The 15,185-nt window shown below is 50.2% G+C and carries 14 protein-coding genes; 6 read left to right on the top strand and 8 right to left on the bottom strand.

Translation table 11 applies throughout. The annotated features are described in order from the left end of the window. The first annotated feature begins 201 nt into the window (after positions 1–201). A complete protein-coding gene (locus CEK60_RS10570) occupies positions 202–1,932 on the top strand; it encodes a mechanosensitive ion channel family protein (protein WP_089038988.1) in 1,731 nt (576 codons plus the stop codon). Positions 1,933–2,025: 93 nt separating this feature from the next. Here CEK60_RS10570 and CEK60_RS10565 read toward each other — a convergent pair whose 3' ends face one another. After that, the gene (locus tag CEK60_RS10565; protein WP_089038987.1) at positions 2,026–2,811 is read right to left on the bottom strand and encodes a glutamate racemase; all 786 of its coding nucleotides are present in this window, start codon (positions 2,809–2,811) and stop codon (positions 2,026–2,028) included. Positions 2,812–3,047: 236 nt separating this feature from the next. On the opposite strand from CEK60_RS10565, the gene CEK60_RS22125 reads away from it, so the two are divergent. Next, positions 3,048–3,221, top strand: a complete 174-nt coding sequence (locus CEK60_RS22125) for a hypothetical protein (RefSeq protein WP_157698031.1) — start codon at positions 3,048–3,050, stop codon at positions 3,219–3,221. A 56-nt stretch (positions 3,222–3,277) separates the two neighbouring features. On the opposite strand, the gene CEK60_RS10560 is transcribed toward CEK60_RS22125, so the two are convergent. The 4 genes from CEK60_RS10560 to CEK60_RS10545 all read right to left on the bottom strand — a co-directional run bounded on the left by CEK60_RS10560 (position 3,278) and on the right by CEK60_RS10545 (position 9,523). Further along, positions 3,278–3,769: a RidA family protein gene (locus CEK60_RS10560; protein ID WP_232471500.1), complete on the bottom strand. Its 492-nt coding sequence runs from the start codon at positions 3,767–3,769 to the stop codon at positions 3,278–3,280. 43 nt (positions 3,770–3,812) lie between these two features. Next, entirely contained in the window at positions 3,813–4,214 is a 402-nt protein-coding gene (locus CEK60_RS10555; protein ID WP_089038985.1) for a c-type cytochrome, read from the bottom strand. Positions 4,215–4,226: 12 nt separating this feature from the next. Further along, entirely contained in the window at positions 4,227–5,813 is a 1,587-nt protein-coding gene (locus CEK60_RS10550; protein WP_089038984.1) for a flavin monoamine oxidase family protein, read from the bottom strand. Between the two features lie 536 nt (positions 5,814–6,349). Next, the gene (locus tag CEK60_RS10545) at positions 6,350–9,523 is read right to left on the bottom strand and encodes an acyl-[ACP]--phospholipid O-acyltransferase (protein WP_089038983.1); all 3,174 of its coding nucleotides are present in this window, start codon (positions 9,521–9,523) and stop codon (positions 6,350–6,352) included. A gap of 134 nt (positions 9,524–9,657) precedes the next feature. Here CEK60_RS10545 and CEK60_RS10540 point away from each other — a divergent pair, with 134 nt between their 5' ends. Beyond that, entirely contained in the window at positions 9,658–10,389 is a 732-nt protein-coding gene (locus tag CEK60_RS10540) for a helix-turn-helix domain-containing protein (protein WP_089038982.1), read from the top strand. A gap of 27 nt (positions 10,390–10,416) precedes the next feature. Here CEK60_RS10540 and CEK60_RS10535 read toward each other — a convergent pair whose 3' ends face one another. After that, positions 10,417–11,352: a LysR substrate-binding domain-containing protein gene (locus tag CEK60_RS10535; protein WP_089038981.1), complete on the bottom strand. Its 936-nt coding sequence runs from the start codon at positions 11,350–11,352 to the stop codon at positions 10,417–10,419. A gap of 97 nt (positions 11,353–11,449) precedes the next feature. Between CEK60_RS10535 and CEK60_RS10530 the strand changes: the two genes are divergently transcribed. Continuing rightward, complete coding sequence (locus CEK60_RS10530; protein WP_089038980.1) at positions 11,450–12,379, top strand: DMT family transporter; 930 nt, start codon at positions 11,450–11,452, stop codon at positions 12,377–12,379. An 86-nt stretch (positions 12,380–12,465) separates the two neighbouring features. Beyond that, complete coding sequence (locus CEK60_RS10525) at positions 12,466–13,329, top strand: putative RNA methyltransferase (RefSeq protein ID WP_089038979.1); 864 nt, start codon at positions 12,466–12,468, stop codon at positions 13,327–13,329. A 159-nt stretch (positions 13,330–13,488) separates the two neighbouring features. Here the strand turns inward: CEK60_RS10525 and CEK60_RS10520 are convergent, their stop codons facing one another. Beyond that, the gene (locus tag CEK60_RS10520; RefSeq protein ID WP_009722287.1) at positions 13,489–13,695 is read right to left on the bottom strand and encodes a cold-shock protein; all 207 of its coding nucleotides are present in this window, start codon (positions 13,693–13,695) and stop codon (positions 13,489–13,491) included. A gap of 364 nt (positions 13,696–14,059) precedes the next feature. On the opposite strand from CEK60_RS10520, the gene CEK60_RS10515 reads away from it, so the two are divergent. Then, positions 14,060–14,533 carry a nucleoside deaminase gene (locus CEK60_RS10515; RefSeq protein WP_038481887.1) on the top strand — a complete coding sequence of 158 codons (474 nt, stop codon included), beginning with the start codon at positions 14,060–14,062 and terminating at the stop codon, positions 14,531–14,533. A gap of 151 nt (positions 14,534–14,684) precedes the next feature. On the opposite strand, the gene CEK60_RS10510 is transcribed toward CEK60_RS10515, so the two are convergent. Continuing rightward, on the bottom strand, positions 14,685–14,858 hold the full coding sequence (locus CEK60_RS10510; protein WP_038481890.1) for a YqaE/Pmp3 family membrane protein: 174 nt from the start codon (positions 14,856–14,858) through the stop codon (positions 14,685–14,687). Positions 14,859–15,185 lie beyond the last annotated feature (327 nt).

The following is a 15,185-nucleotide window of genomic DNA, read 5'->3' as shown; positions in this document are numbered from 1 at the left end:
AAGTGAAGCATGTAATAGATAGTGCAACTGAGACTCAGTGTTGCAGTGTTGGAACACTAGAAGCTTGATTGATTGAAGAACGTCGTCTGTACTTTGCTCAACCACTGGCATGGATGCACTGTATTCAGCGCAGGACTGGCGGTTTTGTTGCCAGTTAGTGGTTGGTTGTTTAGCTCACTTACTTTTAATGACAAGGTTGTTATGAAAAAAAGCAGCTCGTGGCTTATGTGGTTTGTGCTGGTTGTTACTTTGGTGTTTTCCAGCGTTAGCACAGCGCAAACTCAAGGAGATGAGAGTGAAAATGAGCGGTGGTTCGCTATTGACTCGCTTAACGCAGGGCTAGGAGAGGTGCCGGAAGAGGCTAAACGAATGTCGCCACGGGAAGCGGTCCGTAGCTTTTTAACCTTCACCGAAAGTGGAAATTACGCCTCAGCCGCGCATTTGCTTAATCTAAACGGCATTGATCCAAGTGAGCAGCAGGCGAGGGGAGCTGAGCTTGCGAGGCAGTTAGCGGAGGTACTAAAGCGTGGTGAGTGGCTAAATGCCTCGAATCTGCCGGCTCGCCAAGACGCAGCGATTGAAGACGCTTCTGGTCAGAACCCTTTAGCGGGTTCGCCACGACGAAATATAGAGCTGGCAGCATTAAAAGTAGAAGGACAGGCTTATGATGTTCGGATAGGGCGTTATCGAATCAATGAAGAAGATCCTGTTTGGCTAGTAATGCCAGAGAGTGTGTCGTCTATTCCAGCTCTCTATGAAGAGTATGGGCCTTCAATGCTAGAAAGCTATATTCCAGAACGGTTGAAGGCATCGTTTGGCATACTAAAAATTTGGGAATGGTTAGCGATCCCAGTTTTTTTAATCGCCATTGGCACGGTAGGCATGGTGACTTACTACGTTGTTGGGTTAGTGGCACGCATTCTGCCTTCAGGCGTGTCTACTATTTTCGCCGATCAAATTGGCGTGCCCATGGCGATGATTGTTATGTCGCTGGTAACGCAGATGTTGCTGGACTACGTTGTATCGTTTTCCGCCATTGTGACGACGACGTTCCGCGTATTGTTGATCTCAATTATGGCCTGGGGGGCTGGTACCATTGCACTACGCTTGATCGACACGATCATGCTGCGCATGACCCGGCGCTTAGTCGGGGAAATTGACGATACTAAGCCTAAAGATAAACGTCGTCTGTTAACCTCGCTGTATGCTTTGCGCCGCGTGATTATCTTAATCACCGTCATTGGTGTGTCGGTTTATGTGCTGGGGCAGATCCAGCTGTTTGAGTCTTTAGGTTTGTCGCTGTTGGCATCGGCTAGTGTGCTGGCCGTACTGGTAGGTATTGCCGGCCAAGCGGTGTTAGGCAATATCCTCTCTTCTTTTCAGCTGTCGCTTGCCAAGCCTATACGAATTGGTGACTTGGTCATCTTCGAAGGGCAATGGTGCTATGTTGAGGGCATTTTTTATACCTTTATTCGACTGCGCTCCTGGGATGAACGACGTGTCATCGTGCCGGTTACCTACTTTACGTCTAAGCCGTTTGAAAACCTCTCGGTGAAGAGTACGAAAATGTACCGCTTCTTAGAGCTGACACTACACTTAAGCGCTGATATTTCTCAGGTGCGGGAGACGTTTTTAGCCTATGCCCAGGAAGAAGATAATGTCATTGAGCATCATAAATTGCTTTGTTATGTGACCAAGCAAACTGCCTACGCGCAAACGGTCACTTGCTATTTAATGACATCGGATCCTATGGCGGGCTGGACGGCCGAGATGAACATTCGTGAGAAAATGATGACCTTTATCCGCGATAACCATCCAGAGTGGTGGCCAAGGGAAATCATGGTCATCAGCCATGAGGATATTGCACGCGGAGAAGGGCAAGGCAAGCGTTCACAGGACGCGGATAGCTCTGCGGATAAACCGTCTGAGTAGAGGGCAACTAGGCAGCGGCATGCGCCGCTGTCTGGAGTATCAGCTTGTGGGTATTTCATCGTGGTTCACGTTGAAATGTCAGCAGGCCATACGTCATGGTAGCGAGACCACCTCTAACGGGATATCTACGCCGAACTGCTGCAACATACGTTGGAAGGTTTCGACGTTATAGGCATCACTTTCTGTTACTAGGCCACGAATCTGTCCTGTGCCCTGTGTGCCGTTGCCTAGCCCCGCGACAATCGCTTCGGCGGGATCGAGGAAGCGGCAGTTTGGTCTCGCCGATTCGAAGAAAGTACGCAACCAAGGTAGATGGGTACTTGAAAGCGTCAGAGTATCGATATCAGGATTCTGTTGGAAAACGTCGTCTATAAAAGCAGTGACCGCTTGCTGAGTTGTCTTCGGGTCGAATAGGAAGGCACCATTCTCGACAAGTTCCACCATGGAGGAGGCATTGATCAGGCTGACATTTTCCGGATTAGGCGCATGGTGAGCGATGAATTGCTTCAGAGGTGAACTTTCGATGAGAGAATGCACCCCCATAATGCCAATCTGGCCTGTAACCGATGCGGCAAGCGCTTCTGCGATAGGCGGGTAGACGCCGAACAAGGGGACCAATGTGCTTTGACGAATATCGTCCAGCACCATAATTGAAGGAGCGTTCGAGGCGATGACAATGGCGGATGGAGTGTAGCTCTCTAGAAAGAGCAGCGTGCGATGCATGACTGTGAGTAGTTCATCACGTCCTTTGCTGCCATAAGGAAAGCTCGCTCGGTCAGCGAAATATAAAATATCCTGTTTGGGAAGGCGTTTGTGTATCTCGGCAACAATGGCGTAGCTACCAATACCCGCGTCGAAAACAGCGATAGGTTGGTGCATAGCAAGATCCTTGACGTCGGCTGGTAAATCCTAATGATCCATAATGTTTAAACGCTATGGAAGCGTTATTTCCAGCGACTGCTAAAGAAGGAGAAAATCATATTTAAGGCAAGAGAGAGGAAGGGATAGCTATAGATGCACCCGTTGATCAAACGGCTGAATGCTGGCTCTAGCTTACTAATCGTTTTTAACGATACAGCTAGCGAAAGGAAATACAAGGACGTTAGGAAATTGTCATGATGAAATCACAATTACAGGTAGTGCAGCGTTTTCTTCCCGATTGGGGCGTTACCTACGGCCCGGCTGGCGATGGCCCTTTTCCGGCGATCATGCCAGAAGGCGCGCCCGATGCTAGCGCTGTACATAGTGCCTCAGATGTCGTTTGTGGTCTGCTAACAGCTTGCTATTAAAACAGCCGACTACTTTTATGTAATCGGCTGTTTTGCTTTCTTTTCAGCCCTGTAGGCTACGGTCGAACGGCGGTAACTTCAATTTCTACTAGCCAACCGGGATTGACCAGTGCATCGACGACCATGGCAGAGCGAACGGGTAGGTTAGGCTGTTCTTCGGTACCGAAGAATTGCGTGTAGCCAGCCATAAAGCCCTGGAAATCGACTGTCTCGCCCTCTGGCGCGACAAGAAACGCCTGCATTTTTATAATATCGCCTACCCCTAAACCTAGGTTTTCTAACTGCGCTTTAATGCGGTTCATTACCGTCACTGTTTGCTCTTCGGTAGTTCCAAACGCTTCTGCACTATTTGGATCGGCATCTTCATTGATGATACTAGGAACGGTGCCACTAAGATAAACCGTCGCACTGCTAGAGGGTATCTCAACCGCTTGTAGGATAGGAAAATCAGAATTGGGAATAGGGTGGCGAATAATGTCTTCCGCTAGTGCAGTGCCAGCATAGGCGGAGAGCAACGTTAGCCCGATAATAGCGCTTCTAAAACTCATCATTTAATTCCTTTTGAATTGCTTGTGGTTGAGTGAAAAAAAGTTAGCGCATACTCGCAATCTGTTCTGCACTAGCTTGGTTGTCAGTGTAATTATTGCCAAAATTGGTGCGGATAAAGTTCACTACCGAAGCAACTTGTTCATCTTCCAATAAGCCACCTAAAGCGGGCATAGCTTTATGACCGTGGATAACCAAGCTGATTGGGTAGGCAGCCGTCATTAAGTTGGGATTGTTAGCAAGCGCTGGGTATTCTCCTGCCCCTTTGGCACCTTGCCCACTGGGCATGTGACAACCGGCACAAACACCTGCATAGATGGATGCGCCGTCAGTTTGTGTCAGCATGGAAGGGTCATCGAACCAGTTGCTCGTATCAATGGAAGTCTCCTGGGCCATAAGTGGCATAGAGAGTAAGAGTGCAGTCATTGAAGTGAATAGTGTTTTCATATCGCGAACTCCTTAAGCCTCTGTAATAGTGGTGTGTAGGCGTTCGACGGCATCCAGAGCGGAGAGTACGGCCCCTTCCATCCAGGCCGGAAGATACGAAATATGCTCGCCTGCCATTAACGTTCGCCCGTCCATTACGGTGGCGTCTTGGTAGTCCGCTTCACGATCTTGCCATAGCCCATAACAGCCCAATGTCCATGGAACACGATGCCATGCCACTGAAGCGCCGGTTTTGAACTCATCGTAATATTGAGGGTGAATCTGCGATCCGTATTCCATGACCTTGGCGATTCGGTCTTCGGGAGAGAGGGCGTTAAATTGATAGGCGTAAGCACCCCATGGGTAAGCAGCTAAAAGCACGCCCGGGCCATCGCTAAACATGTTGTAGGGCGGGTAAGAAATTAGCGTAATAGGCAGGTTGGTATAGCTAATGCCGCCGTAGATGTGTTCATCCTCTTCCCAAAAGCGTCGCTTAAACTCAATGCCCGCTTTGAAGGCTGATGCGTAGGGCATGGAATCAATGATCTTGCTCATACGTGGTGAGAAGTCATGATCAATCTGGCTGAGTACTGAAAAAGGAATGGTGCAGATGCAATAATCGGCGGTTTCTGTTTGTTCATTACTACCGCTATCGGCGGAGACCCAAGAGGCTGTTACGCGATTACCTTCGTGGCTAATTCGGGTAACTTTAGCGTTATAAGTGATCAGCTCGCCAACTTGCTCTTCAAACCCTTTAGCAATCATGTCCATCCCACCCACTGGTTGGAAGATGGTGGACTGCATATGCAAGTTATCGCCTGTCGTTAGATTGCGCCAAAGCGTTGAATTCAGTATGTCAGAAAGGGCGTTCACTTGAGATGGCTCAGGCTTTCCATCAACGCCGCCACCTTCAGGGTGCGACCAACCGCGGAAAGTGGAAGACTCACTCCCTGTTACATAATCTAAATTGTCGTTTAGCGCCCCATAGCGTTTGAGTGCGGCAACGAGTTTTTCTGCATCTTCAGCACTAACCGCTTCATCTAGACCCTTTTGATCAACGACTTTGGCAAGTAATTCTGCGACGTGTCCTCTGAAATCAGTGGCCACCTCCTTAAAGCGTTGAGGTTTACCATTAAAGGCCTCTGAGTCATGTAAGTAGGCGTTATAATTTACCTGAATGAAAGGCTCCAGTTTAACTCCGAAGCGTTTGCAGTAATCCAATACAGCAAAATGATCTGAAGGGATTCGCCAAGGGCCAGGGTTTAAGTAATTGCCTTCGGCAAAGTCGATATGCTGGGTAAATCCACCTAATTCGGTATAGCTGTCGCCTCCACGTAATGTCCAACAACGGCCTCCGGCCTTATCGCGATACTCGAGAATTTTTACGTTGTAGCCTGCATTACGCAACTCAAAGGCTGCTGTCATGCCTGCTAACCCAGCGCCTAAAATTAAAATGTTGGTATTGTCAGGGGCTCCCTGTAGGTTTAGTCGACCCCGCCAGTTAGACGGTGAAGCAAAACCCATTGTGCTCATTGCAGAATACATTGCCGCCGCCCCTGCGACTGCGCCCACCATGCCCAAAAAAGACCGACGGGTAACACCTTCTGGGTTGAATGACATTGCTACCTCTCTATGAAGTCATAGGCAGGTAACTAGAGTCCATTCAGCTTTTCAGTTTCATCCTATGCATAGCATTAAGAGCAATGTCTTAAGAGCAATGTTTTGAATTTAAGGATTAATCTGCAGGGCTCTAATTATCTAGCCGATATACGGTACATGCAGATATATGCATGTACCATGCCAGATTTAATAACCCGTTGTTTTGTCTAGTTTAGTTAAAGTTTATAAATTATTTTAAGGATCACAAGCGTAGGTTTAAATTCCAGATTAGTGCGCGCCTTTAAGGGTTATCTCTTTTTTGGTGCGAGAAGGGTAGATCGCTTGCGGGTGAGCAGATACCAGGTTTTATCCATTGCTGAACGTTATTCTCCCCAATCAGAAAGCCGTCTCGTTAGCTAAAAGCTGTGGCTGTAAGGATGGCCGTTTTAGGCCAACCGCTAATACGTAACTCAGCTAGCCAAGTCTGAATACGAAGCTTGGCTAGCTAAACGTTTTATCCTGTCGGCAACAATGGCATCTATTGAGTTGGCGAAAATCTAAGCATGGCGGCCAATCAGGGTTAAAAATCCATCTTCATCGATAAACCCTTTATCGTCGGTGATAAACCAGCGTTGGCCATCGAGTTCTTTAATGGCGGCGGCTGTGCGTTTCGGGTCGTTTAAGTAGCCCTGCATCACCTGAGGGCCGCTGATCAAAATCATGCCTGCTTCTCCGGTAGGCTGTTCCGCAAAGCTTTCCGGTTCAACGATTTTAAAGCTGGTGCCGGGGAGCGGCATACCGACGGTACCCGCTTTACTGCCTTGCTGTATTGTTTGGTAATGAGCGCCCAACGAATCCGGTAGATTGACCGATGCCACAGGAGCGGTTTCGGTTGCCCCGTAGCCTTTATAAATAGGCTTATGGAATTTTAGGACGAAGTCGCTGCATACCTGCTCATCCAATGTTTCGGCACTGACAACGACTGCCCGTAGGCTTTCTAGCATGGGTGGGTGCACGTTGGGGCTGTTGTTTAGGTGCTGTAGAAAGTCTGATGTGCCGAACATCAGGGTGGCTTTGTGCTTGGCAACAGCGCTGGCAATGCCAGCAGTGTCGTTGGGGTCTGCATGGCAGACCAGTGGCAGGCCTTCGATAAGTGGCAGCAGTTGGGTAACGGTGAGACCAAAGGCATGAAACAGCGGCAGCGAGCCGATCACCACATCGTCATGTTGGGTATTAAGCACATCGGAGGTCTGCTTAATATTTGCCATCAGGTTGCGGTGGCTCAGCATGACGCCTTTAGGCTGTCCTTCGCTTCTACTTGGAAACACAATGGCGGCGGTGGCATTGGCATCTCTACTGTGGCAGTAAAGGCGCTGAAGCAGCCACGCAGGTAGCAGGCGAACGGCAAGCCAAGTGCTGACGCGTTCATGGTGTCGGATATCGGCTTGTAGGTCTTCCAGGTAAATCGTCTGAGTATTTGCCAGCTGTGAGCTAACGTTCAGCCCTTGTTGCTGAAGTTTTTTAACGAAGTGGCGCGAGGTCAGCACTGTATTGATGTCGGCTTGGGTGAATGCCGCAGAAAACGCGTCTTCTTTCGCGGTGCCATTGGGTCTGTCGTTAAGATGATAGTTGAGGTTAACCAGTGTTTTTCCAGCCAGAAGTGTTGCCATATTGGCCAGTGCACCCACGCTGCTATTAGGCAGCAGTAGGCCCACGTTTTGCTCAGGGGTTAGCGTGTGGATGCGCTTTGCAATAAGCAGACTGGCGGTAAGTGCTTGGCCTGCCGTCAGCGGGTGGCTAAGGGTATCAGTGAGTGCTTGTGCGCCAAGGTTACGTTTCACGCTACGAATCCAGGCGTCGGGCAGCGAGGGCAGTTCATCGATAGCATGTTGCCACGAGTTGGTTGCTTGTTCGAAGATGCGCCGTTTGAGCACGTCGGCCGGGGTGTCTTTAGGCAGCGGCTTGCCAAACGCAACGACGACTGAGCGATGGAGAGGCGCGTTACGCAGCTCTTTGAGTTTGCTGGATGAGCGGGAAAACTGGCTACCCCACAGGCCGCGCAGGTAAAACGGCACAATACGTACCTCTGGGTTCGCCAGCTTACACGCGCGTTCATAGCCTCGGCGCAGCTCGCCTAGCTGGCCGTTGCGGCTGATCGCGCCTTCAGGGAATAGGCATACCACTTCACCGTTATTCAGCTGTTCGGCAACTGCTGCTAAGGCGTTATCGGCTCCTGCGCCCCGTTCGATAGGAATACAGCCCAGCGCTTTAAAAAACCAGCGTAAATACCAACGCTGATAAATATCCTTCAACATGACAAAGCGCACGGGGCGAGGGCAGGCGATTTGCACCATTGCCCAATCTACCCAGCTGATATGATTGCCAAGCAGCAGCACGCCGCCTTGGGCAGGCAGGTGCTCTAACCCATGAACATCAACACGGTAACGGCGGGTCAGCAGGAAACTGAGTAGAAAGCGTACTAAGCTTTGCGGCAGTTTGAAAATGGTGTAACCACCACCCACCATGGCGACGGTAGCCACGAGTAGCAACAGGTAATGGCTATCCACACCTGCCAGGGCAAATAGCGCGGTAAGCACTAAGAAACCCAGCATAGACAGGTTCTGAATCCAGTTGTTAGCAGCTAGCACGGTACCTAGTTCATGGTCTGCCGCATGAAATTGAATCAGTGCATTGAGCGGTACAATGAATAACCCGCCCATCATGCCAATAAATACAAAGTTTAGTGCTTGGCTGATCGGGGTGGTGAGCAGCGGCAGGCACCACAGACCCACCGCAACACCGACAGCGCCTAATGGAATCAAACCGGTTTCAATACGGTTACGCGACAGCTTGCTGGCAAGCAATGACCCTAATGCAATCCCAATACCGCTAGCGGCAAGAATTCCTTGCAGTACTAGGGTGTTATCAATGCTGAGTGCATCTTTGGCGTAGGCGGGAAACGCGGCGAGCAGCACCTGGCCCACCGACCAGAAAGTCGCAAGACCGATAATTGACAGCCGCAGCACCGGTTGGCGGCCCAGAATGCTCAGGTTGTCTTTGAGTGCGCTGCCTTTGATATAGCGCTGCCAGGTGAGCGGGGTCGTCGAGGGCTGTGCGTTATCCGGTTTCAAGCGATACAGTGCCATCACTTGTATAACGCTGTTCAACACCAGCAGCCAACCCAGCGGCGCAATGCTGCGTAATAGCTCGCCGGGTGTTTGGGCGCTGGGCAAGATCCAGCTTTCAAACAGCGCGGTAAAGGCCACGGTGCCTGCCAAAATGGCACCAATGGTGACGGCCTGGATAAGTCCGTTAGCTTCTGCCAAGCGGGGTTTGCCAAATAGCCCTTTCACCAAGCCATACTTTGCGGGGGAGTAAAAGGCTGACTGAATTGCCAGTATTAGCGTCATGGCAAACGCCAGCCAAAACCAGCCTTGGTAATAAGCGGCGGTGATGCCCAGTGAAACAGCGACAGCGGCCCAGGCGGAAACCCGGAGAATGCGAACTTTGGGGTAGCTATCCGCCACATGACCTGCGGGGCTGAACAGTAAAATAAACGGCAAAAGGATAAGCCCATTGACCAATGCCGTCAGTACCACCTGGGTTTCGCCATCGTAGCTTTTAAAAATCGTGTTTTGAATGACGATTTTATGTCCTAAATCCACAAAGGCATTCAAGAAAATGGCAATCAGGTAGGGCCAAACACCCGTGATGCGTAGTAAAGGTTGCATGAAATGACGCCTTATAAACCAGAAGTTAGGGCACTTTCGGTAAATGGGGTTAATGTTGCAACTCTGGTGGTTAAAGTTGTGTTATTTGGGCTTTACGGTATCGTTATACGCTACTTTATATGTCTGGAGGTTGTGTGTCTCAGACAAGCGCGCTTATTGATACCTTAAAACGCCAGTTGCGCTCCCAGGGGAAAACCTACGCTGATGTGGCGTTATGGCTTGGGTTGAGCGAGGCCTCGGTCAAACGGCTATTCGCTGAGCAGCACATCACCCTAGAGCGGCTAGAGCGTATTTGCGATCAGCTTAACCTGGAATTTGCTGAGTTGGTGCAATCCATGCAAGAGGAAGAGCACCGTTTGCAGGAGCTGACCCAGGCGCAGGAGCAGAGCATTGTCGATGATCGTGAGCTGTTTTTGGTCGCTGTGTGCGTGATTAACGGCTATCGGTTTGATGAAATTCATCACCAGTACCAGCTCAGCGAGGCGCAGTGCACTCGGCAACTGCTGGCGCTAGAACGGCTAAAGCTGATTGACCTATTGCCGGGTAATCGAATTCGGCGGCGTGTGGCCGCGAATTTTCGTTGGCGGCCTGGCGGCCCCATTCAGCGTTTTTTCCAGCAATATATTGCCACAGAGTTTTTTCAGTCCCGTTTCGATAGCGACAGCGAAAAGCTAATTGTGCTGAATGGCCTGCTTTCTCATGCGGGTAATGCTGAATGGCAACAAACGATGCAGCGGCTGGCAAAAGAGTTTCACGCCCTGTGTGAACGCGAAAGCGGGCTGCCCATTCATCAGCGCTTTGGTACCACCTCGGTGCTGGCTGTGCGTCAGTGGCAATATGCGTTGTTCCAGGGCTATAAGCGATAAGGCTAGGCTCGGCATGCCACGCGGCTATCACGATGTATTGCGGAAGAGTGCTGCTTCCTGTGCTAGCCACTCAGTAAAGCGTCCCACCGCAGGTGGCATTTCCCCATCAGGAGGCAAAATCAAATCATAGGCGAAGGGGGAAATGAGGGGATAGTGCTCTTCAAAAGGGCGCACTAAAACACCGCTTGCAAGCCGGTCGGCAACGAGTGGGTAGCTGGCAAGTACCACGCCTTGGCCGGCAATGGCTTGATCTAAGGCCAGGCTATAGAGCGAATATTGGCGCTGGTTAGGCATTTTATTTATCGCTATCCCAACCGCTTTGAACCAATCGCTCCAGCCTGGGATGTGGCGCTGGTTGGCATGGGTACACCAATCCACGGTGAGTAGCGTCTGTGTTAGTAAGTCGCTGGGCGATTTTATCGTTGCCCGTGCTAATAAAGTGGGCGAGCAAACGGGAAATAGTGTGTCTTCAAAAAGACGTCGGCTGGAGACGCCTGGCCAAGGACCTTGTCCGTAGCGCAGCGATAAGCGCGCCCTGTTTGGCAGCCATAACGGTTGGGTTAGGCGAGACTCGGCATCCAGCGATATTTCTATTTCGCGCTCGTTTGCTTCAAAACGAGGTAAACGAGGCAGCAACCAAAGTTGTAGAAAAGAAGGCGGTGCGCTGATCAGTAAGCGAAAGGCTTGTTCCGAGCGCTCGGTGACGTGCTGTATGCCACTGGCGATACGCAAAAGCCCCGCTTGCACATCTTCCGCCAATATCCGCCCCGCCTCGGTGACACATACTCCATTGGCATGACGTTCAAAGAGCGCCACCCCCAAATGCCCCTCTAGCTGCTTCACCTGACGGCTAACCGCGCCAGAGGTAACGCCAAGCCGATAAGCGGCGGCTTTGAAGCTGTTCTCGCGCGCAGCTTCGGCAAAGGCGCGTAGTGCATTAAGTGGTAATCTTTCAATTCTCATAGCATGAGTTTTCCTAAGTCTAGGCCAGAGAAGTAATCGTTTGTACGAGGTTTCTCTTCCTGGTGCAATAGGCGCCTTAATGTTATGGGAGCGTGCAATGAATACTCAAAGAGTAGCGTCAATTAACGCTAATGACAGCTCTGTAGTGGTATTCCAGCGTAAATCAGTGGATACCACAGCAGCATCACTAATGCTGCTATTTTGCTTGATACTGGGGTTTCAGCAAGTAGCGATTAAAGGTGTGGCTGAGGATATCTCACCCATGGTGCAGATAGCTCTACGCTCCGCTATCGCTGGAACACTGGTCGGTTTACTAGCTTATTGGCGAGGCGTTCGCTGGGCAGATTTGCGCCGTCATTGGATTGCCGGTTTGTTGGTTGGCTTAGGGTTTGCGGCGGAGTTCGCATTTGTTGCCTGGGGGTTAACGTATACCTTGGCATCGCACATGTCGGTCTTTCTTTACACGGCCCCCATCTTTGCCGCGCTTGGCTTACATCTTTGGGTGCCTGGTGAACAGTTGTCTATGCGGCAGTGGTGGGGGGTAGGGTTGGCATTCACAGGGATGGTGATTGCTATGGCGCCGAGTGGTACTTATGACATAGAGATTGTCATCGGTGATGCGCTGGGCTTGCTAGCTGGACTCTCCTGGTCGGCTACGACCGTTGTAATTCGCAAGACCTCGCTTTCCGAGGCACCAGCAGAACTTACCTTGAGCTATCAACTGGGTATAACGGCGCTGTTACTGTTGCCGGTAGCGGTTATCTCTGGCCAGTTAATGAGCGCGCAGTTTGCTCCTATGGTGGTTGCCAGCCTTGGTTTTCAGGCACTAATTATTTCGTTTGGCGCATTACTGCTTTGGTTTACGTTGCTGCGCCGTTATCGTGCTTCTCAGTTAGGTGTGTTTTCTTTCTTAGCGCCGCTTTTTGGTGTGCTTTTTGGTACCCTGCTGCTTAATGAGCCGCTTAGCGTCAATTTTATAATTGGTGGGAGCGTTATCTTAGCCGGCATTGTTCTGGTAACGCGCTAACCACGTGGGCCGCCAATGATGGCCTTGCGTCTTTTAATCAGTGAAGAACTGACTTATGGGCCTAACTGTTTTATGAATTATTTTTTATGAATAGCACTCCTTTTCAATTACTAGCCTGTCCGTTAGATGGCGAGCCGCTTCATCTGGCAGGCAGTACTTGGCGCTGCTCTGTTGGGCATAGCTTCGATGTTGCTAAGCAAGGTTACGTCAACTTGCTTCCGGTACAGCAAAAGCGTTCCGCTGATCCTGGTGACAGTAAGCTGATGGTGGCAGCAAGGCAGCGTTTTCTTGAGGCTGGTTACTATCAGCCCATTGCCCAGGCGGTAAGTAAACACCTGTTAAGCCATGCTGATGCGCAATCTGCCAGCTCGCTATTTGGCTGCCTGGATGCTGGCTGCGGTGAAGGCTATTACTTGCGTGAGCTATCTCGTGCTGCATCGAATTCGCGGCCACTTTCATTGCTGGGGTTAGATATTTCCAAGTGGGCAGTGCTGTCGGCGGCCAGACAAGATGATAAAAAATCTCCGCTTTGTCGTTGGGTTGTCGGGAGCAATGCGCACTTGCCAGTTCAAGCGGAGACGCTCGACAGTGTGCTGTGTATGTTTGGTTTTCCAGTGCATCACGAATTTGCGCGGGTATTAAAGCCGGGTGGCCTGTTGGTGCAGGTTGAGGCAGGAGCGGGGCACTTGCGTGAGCTGAGGGAGGTGATTTATCCCACGCTTAAGCTAGACACGACAAGTGAACGGGTAGTGCCTGAGGGCTTTATCCAGATGCACACAGAGTCACTTAACTATCAAATAACGCTGGAAGGGCAGGCATTAATTGGTGACCTATTAACGATGACGCCACATCTATACCGCGCCAGTCAGGAAGGCCGAGCACGTGCAGCGGCACTTGATGAGCTTACCCTGACGGTAGATGCCAAACTAATGGTGTATGAGCGTAAATAGGGGGGGGCAAATCCGACCATGCTCTCTTTCTGCATCTTTATGCTAACTGTCTTTCATTTTGTCGTTCATTTTCAACATGCAAACGCAACAAGGCCCGCATAAGCGGGCCTTGTTATCCGAACCCGTTAAGGTTCGAGCAAACTCTTAAACCGTTAAGGCTTAGGACATTTGCTTGATGTTAGAAGCCTGAAGGCCTTTCTTACCCTGGGTAACGTCAAAAGAAACGTTAGCACCTTCTTGAAGGGTTTTGAAACCGTCAGACTGAATTTCAGAGAAGTGAGCAAAAAGGTCGTCGCCGCCGTCAGAAGGAGCGATGAAACCAAAACCTTTAGTGTCGTTAAACCATTTAACTGTGCCAGTTGCCATGATGTAGATCCTTTCGCGCTAATGCGCCGTAATAAAGTTCCTGGTATTACCCAGATGAATAGTAGCGGGTGAAACAAGGAATACAATATCAGGCTGCCGAAATAGATCGTACACTTCTGAAACCATGCTGCTTGCTAACCAACTGACGCTACAGTGACATGATTTTTTCTTCGGGTCAAAGCTTTTTTATGAATATTTTCTGGGGGGTGGTGTCAGGACAGCGGTTACTTCCACCCCACTTTTCAGGTGCTTGGGGGCTTTACGGTGAGTCAGACCTTCAATGTTAAAAATGCTATCTTTGGCGAAGCACTTTTGAAACGACAACCCTGTCGGTAAGGCACGTTATCAAAACGAGGAGAATCCAATGATTGCCGAACATGAATTGGCATACCTAAAGCGCGCGGTGGCTTTAGCAGAGGAGGCTTTAAATGCAGGGGATGAGCCATTTGGTAGCGTGCTGGTAAATGCTGAAGGTAAGGTATTAGCCGAGGATCGAAATCGCATTGCCGGTGGAGATTCTACTCAGCATCCAGAGTTTTCGCTGGCCCGCTGGGCAGCGAACCATATGACGCCTGAAGAGCGCTCGAAAGCGACTGTCTATACCTCTGGAGAGCACTGTCCAATGTGTGCAGCGGCTCATGGGTGGGTAGGGCTAGGACGTATCGTTTACGTCAGTTCTTCTGAGCAGTTGGGAGTATGGTTGGCTGCACTTGGCGTAGCGCCACCGCCTGTCGCTCCGCTATCGATTAATGAGGTGGTACCTGGTTTGACTGTTGATGGCCCAGTGCCTGGGCTGGACGAGCAAGTCCATGCCTTGCATCGCCGCTTGCACGCATAACGTCAGGGCCGGGTTTTGAAGGGTTGGGTATTAATTGTCCGGCAAGACTGGGTGAGCAATGCATGGCCCATAAAGACAAACGCCGCCTTGTGCTCGTCAAGGCGGCGTTTGTTAAATCGGTGCAAAAAAGAGCATCGGTGCTTCAATATGCCTAGTGTTTCAATATGACATAGAAGGCGTGAATGATGCCTGGAATAAAGCCAAACAGCGTGAGAATGATATTTAGCCAGAAATGCCCTTTGAAACCGACCTCAAAAAACACCCCTAGTGGGGGTAGAAGAATGGCAAAGATCATCTTGATCGGGTCAGTTGCGGTAAACGCCATGCAGCCTCCTTTGCTTATACAGTCTGTCGGTTAATAACGAACAGGTTAATAACGTGGGTTTCTAGAATGTAGATATCAATAACGGTTTTAGCGCTGATTGCTAATGCTGGCCTTTTAGCAACAGTGCGGTTCAGCGATTGAGCGTAACGTAGTCGCAATGATTAAGTTTGGCGAATCAGTGCGACTTAGGTACGACCTCGTGTTTGGGTTATCGTTCACTTGCTTAGGCAGGCGTATTCAAGAACTTAGGTTTTCAAGAGCTTAGATTTTCAAGAACTTAGGTTTTCAAAAAATTAGATCTTCAAGAAATTAGGGCTGCGAAAGCCC

The organism is Halomonas sp. N3-2A (assembly GCF_002216165.1).
Lineage (GTDB): Bacteria > Pseudomonadota > Gammaproteobacteria > Pseudomonadales > Halomonadaceae > Vreelandella.
This window is presented reverse-complemented; position numbering and strand designations above follow the sequence as displayed.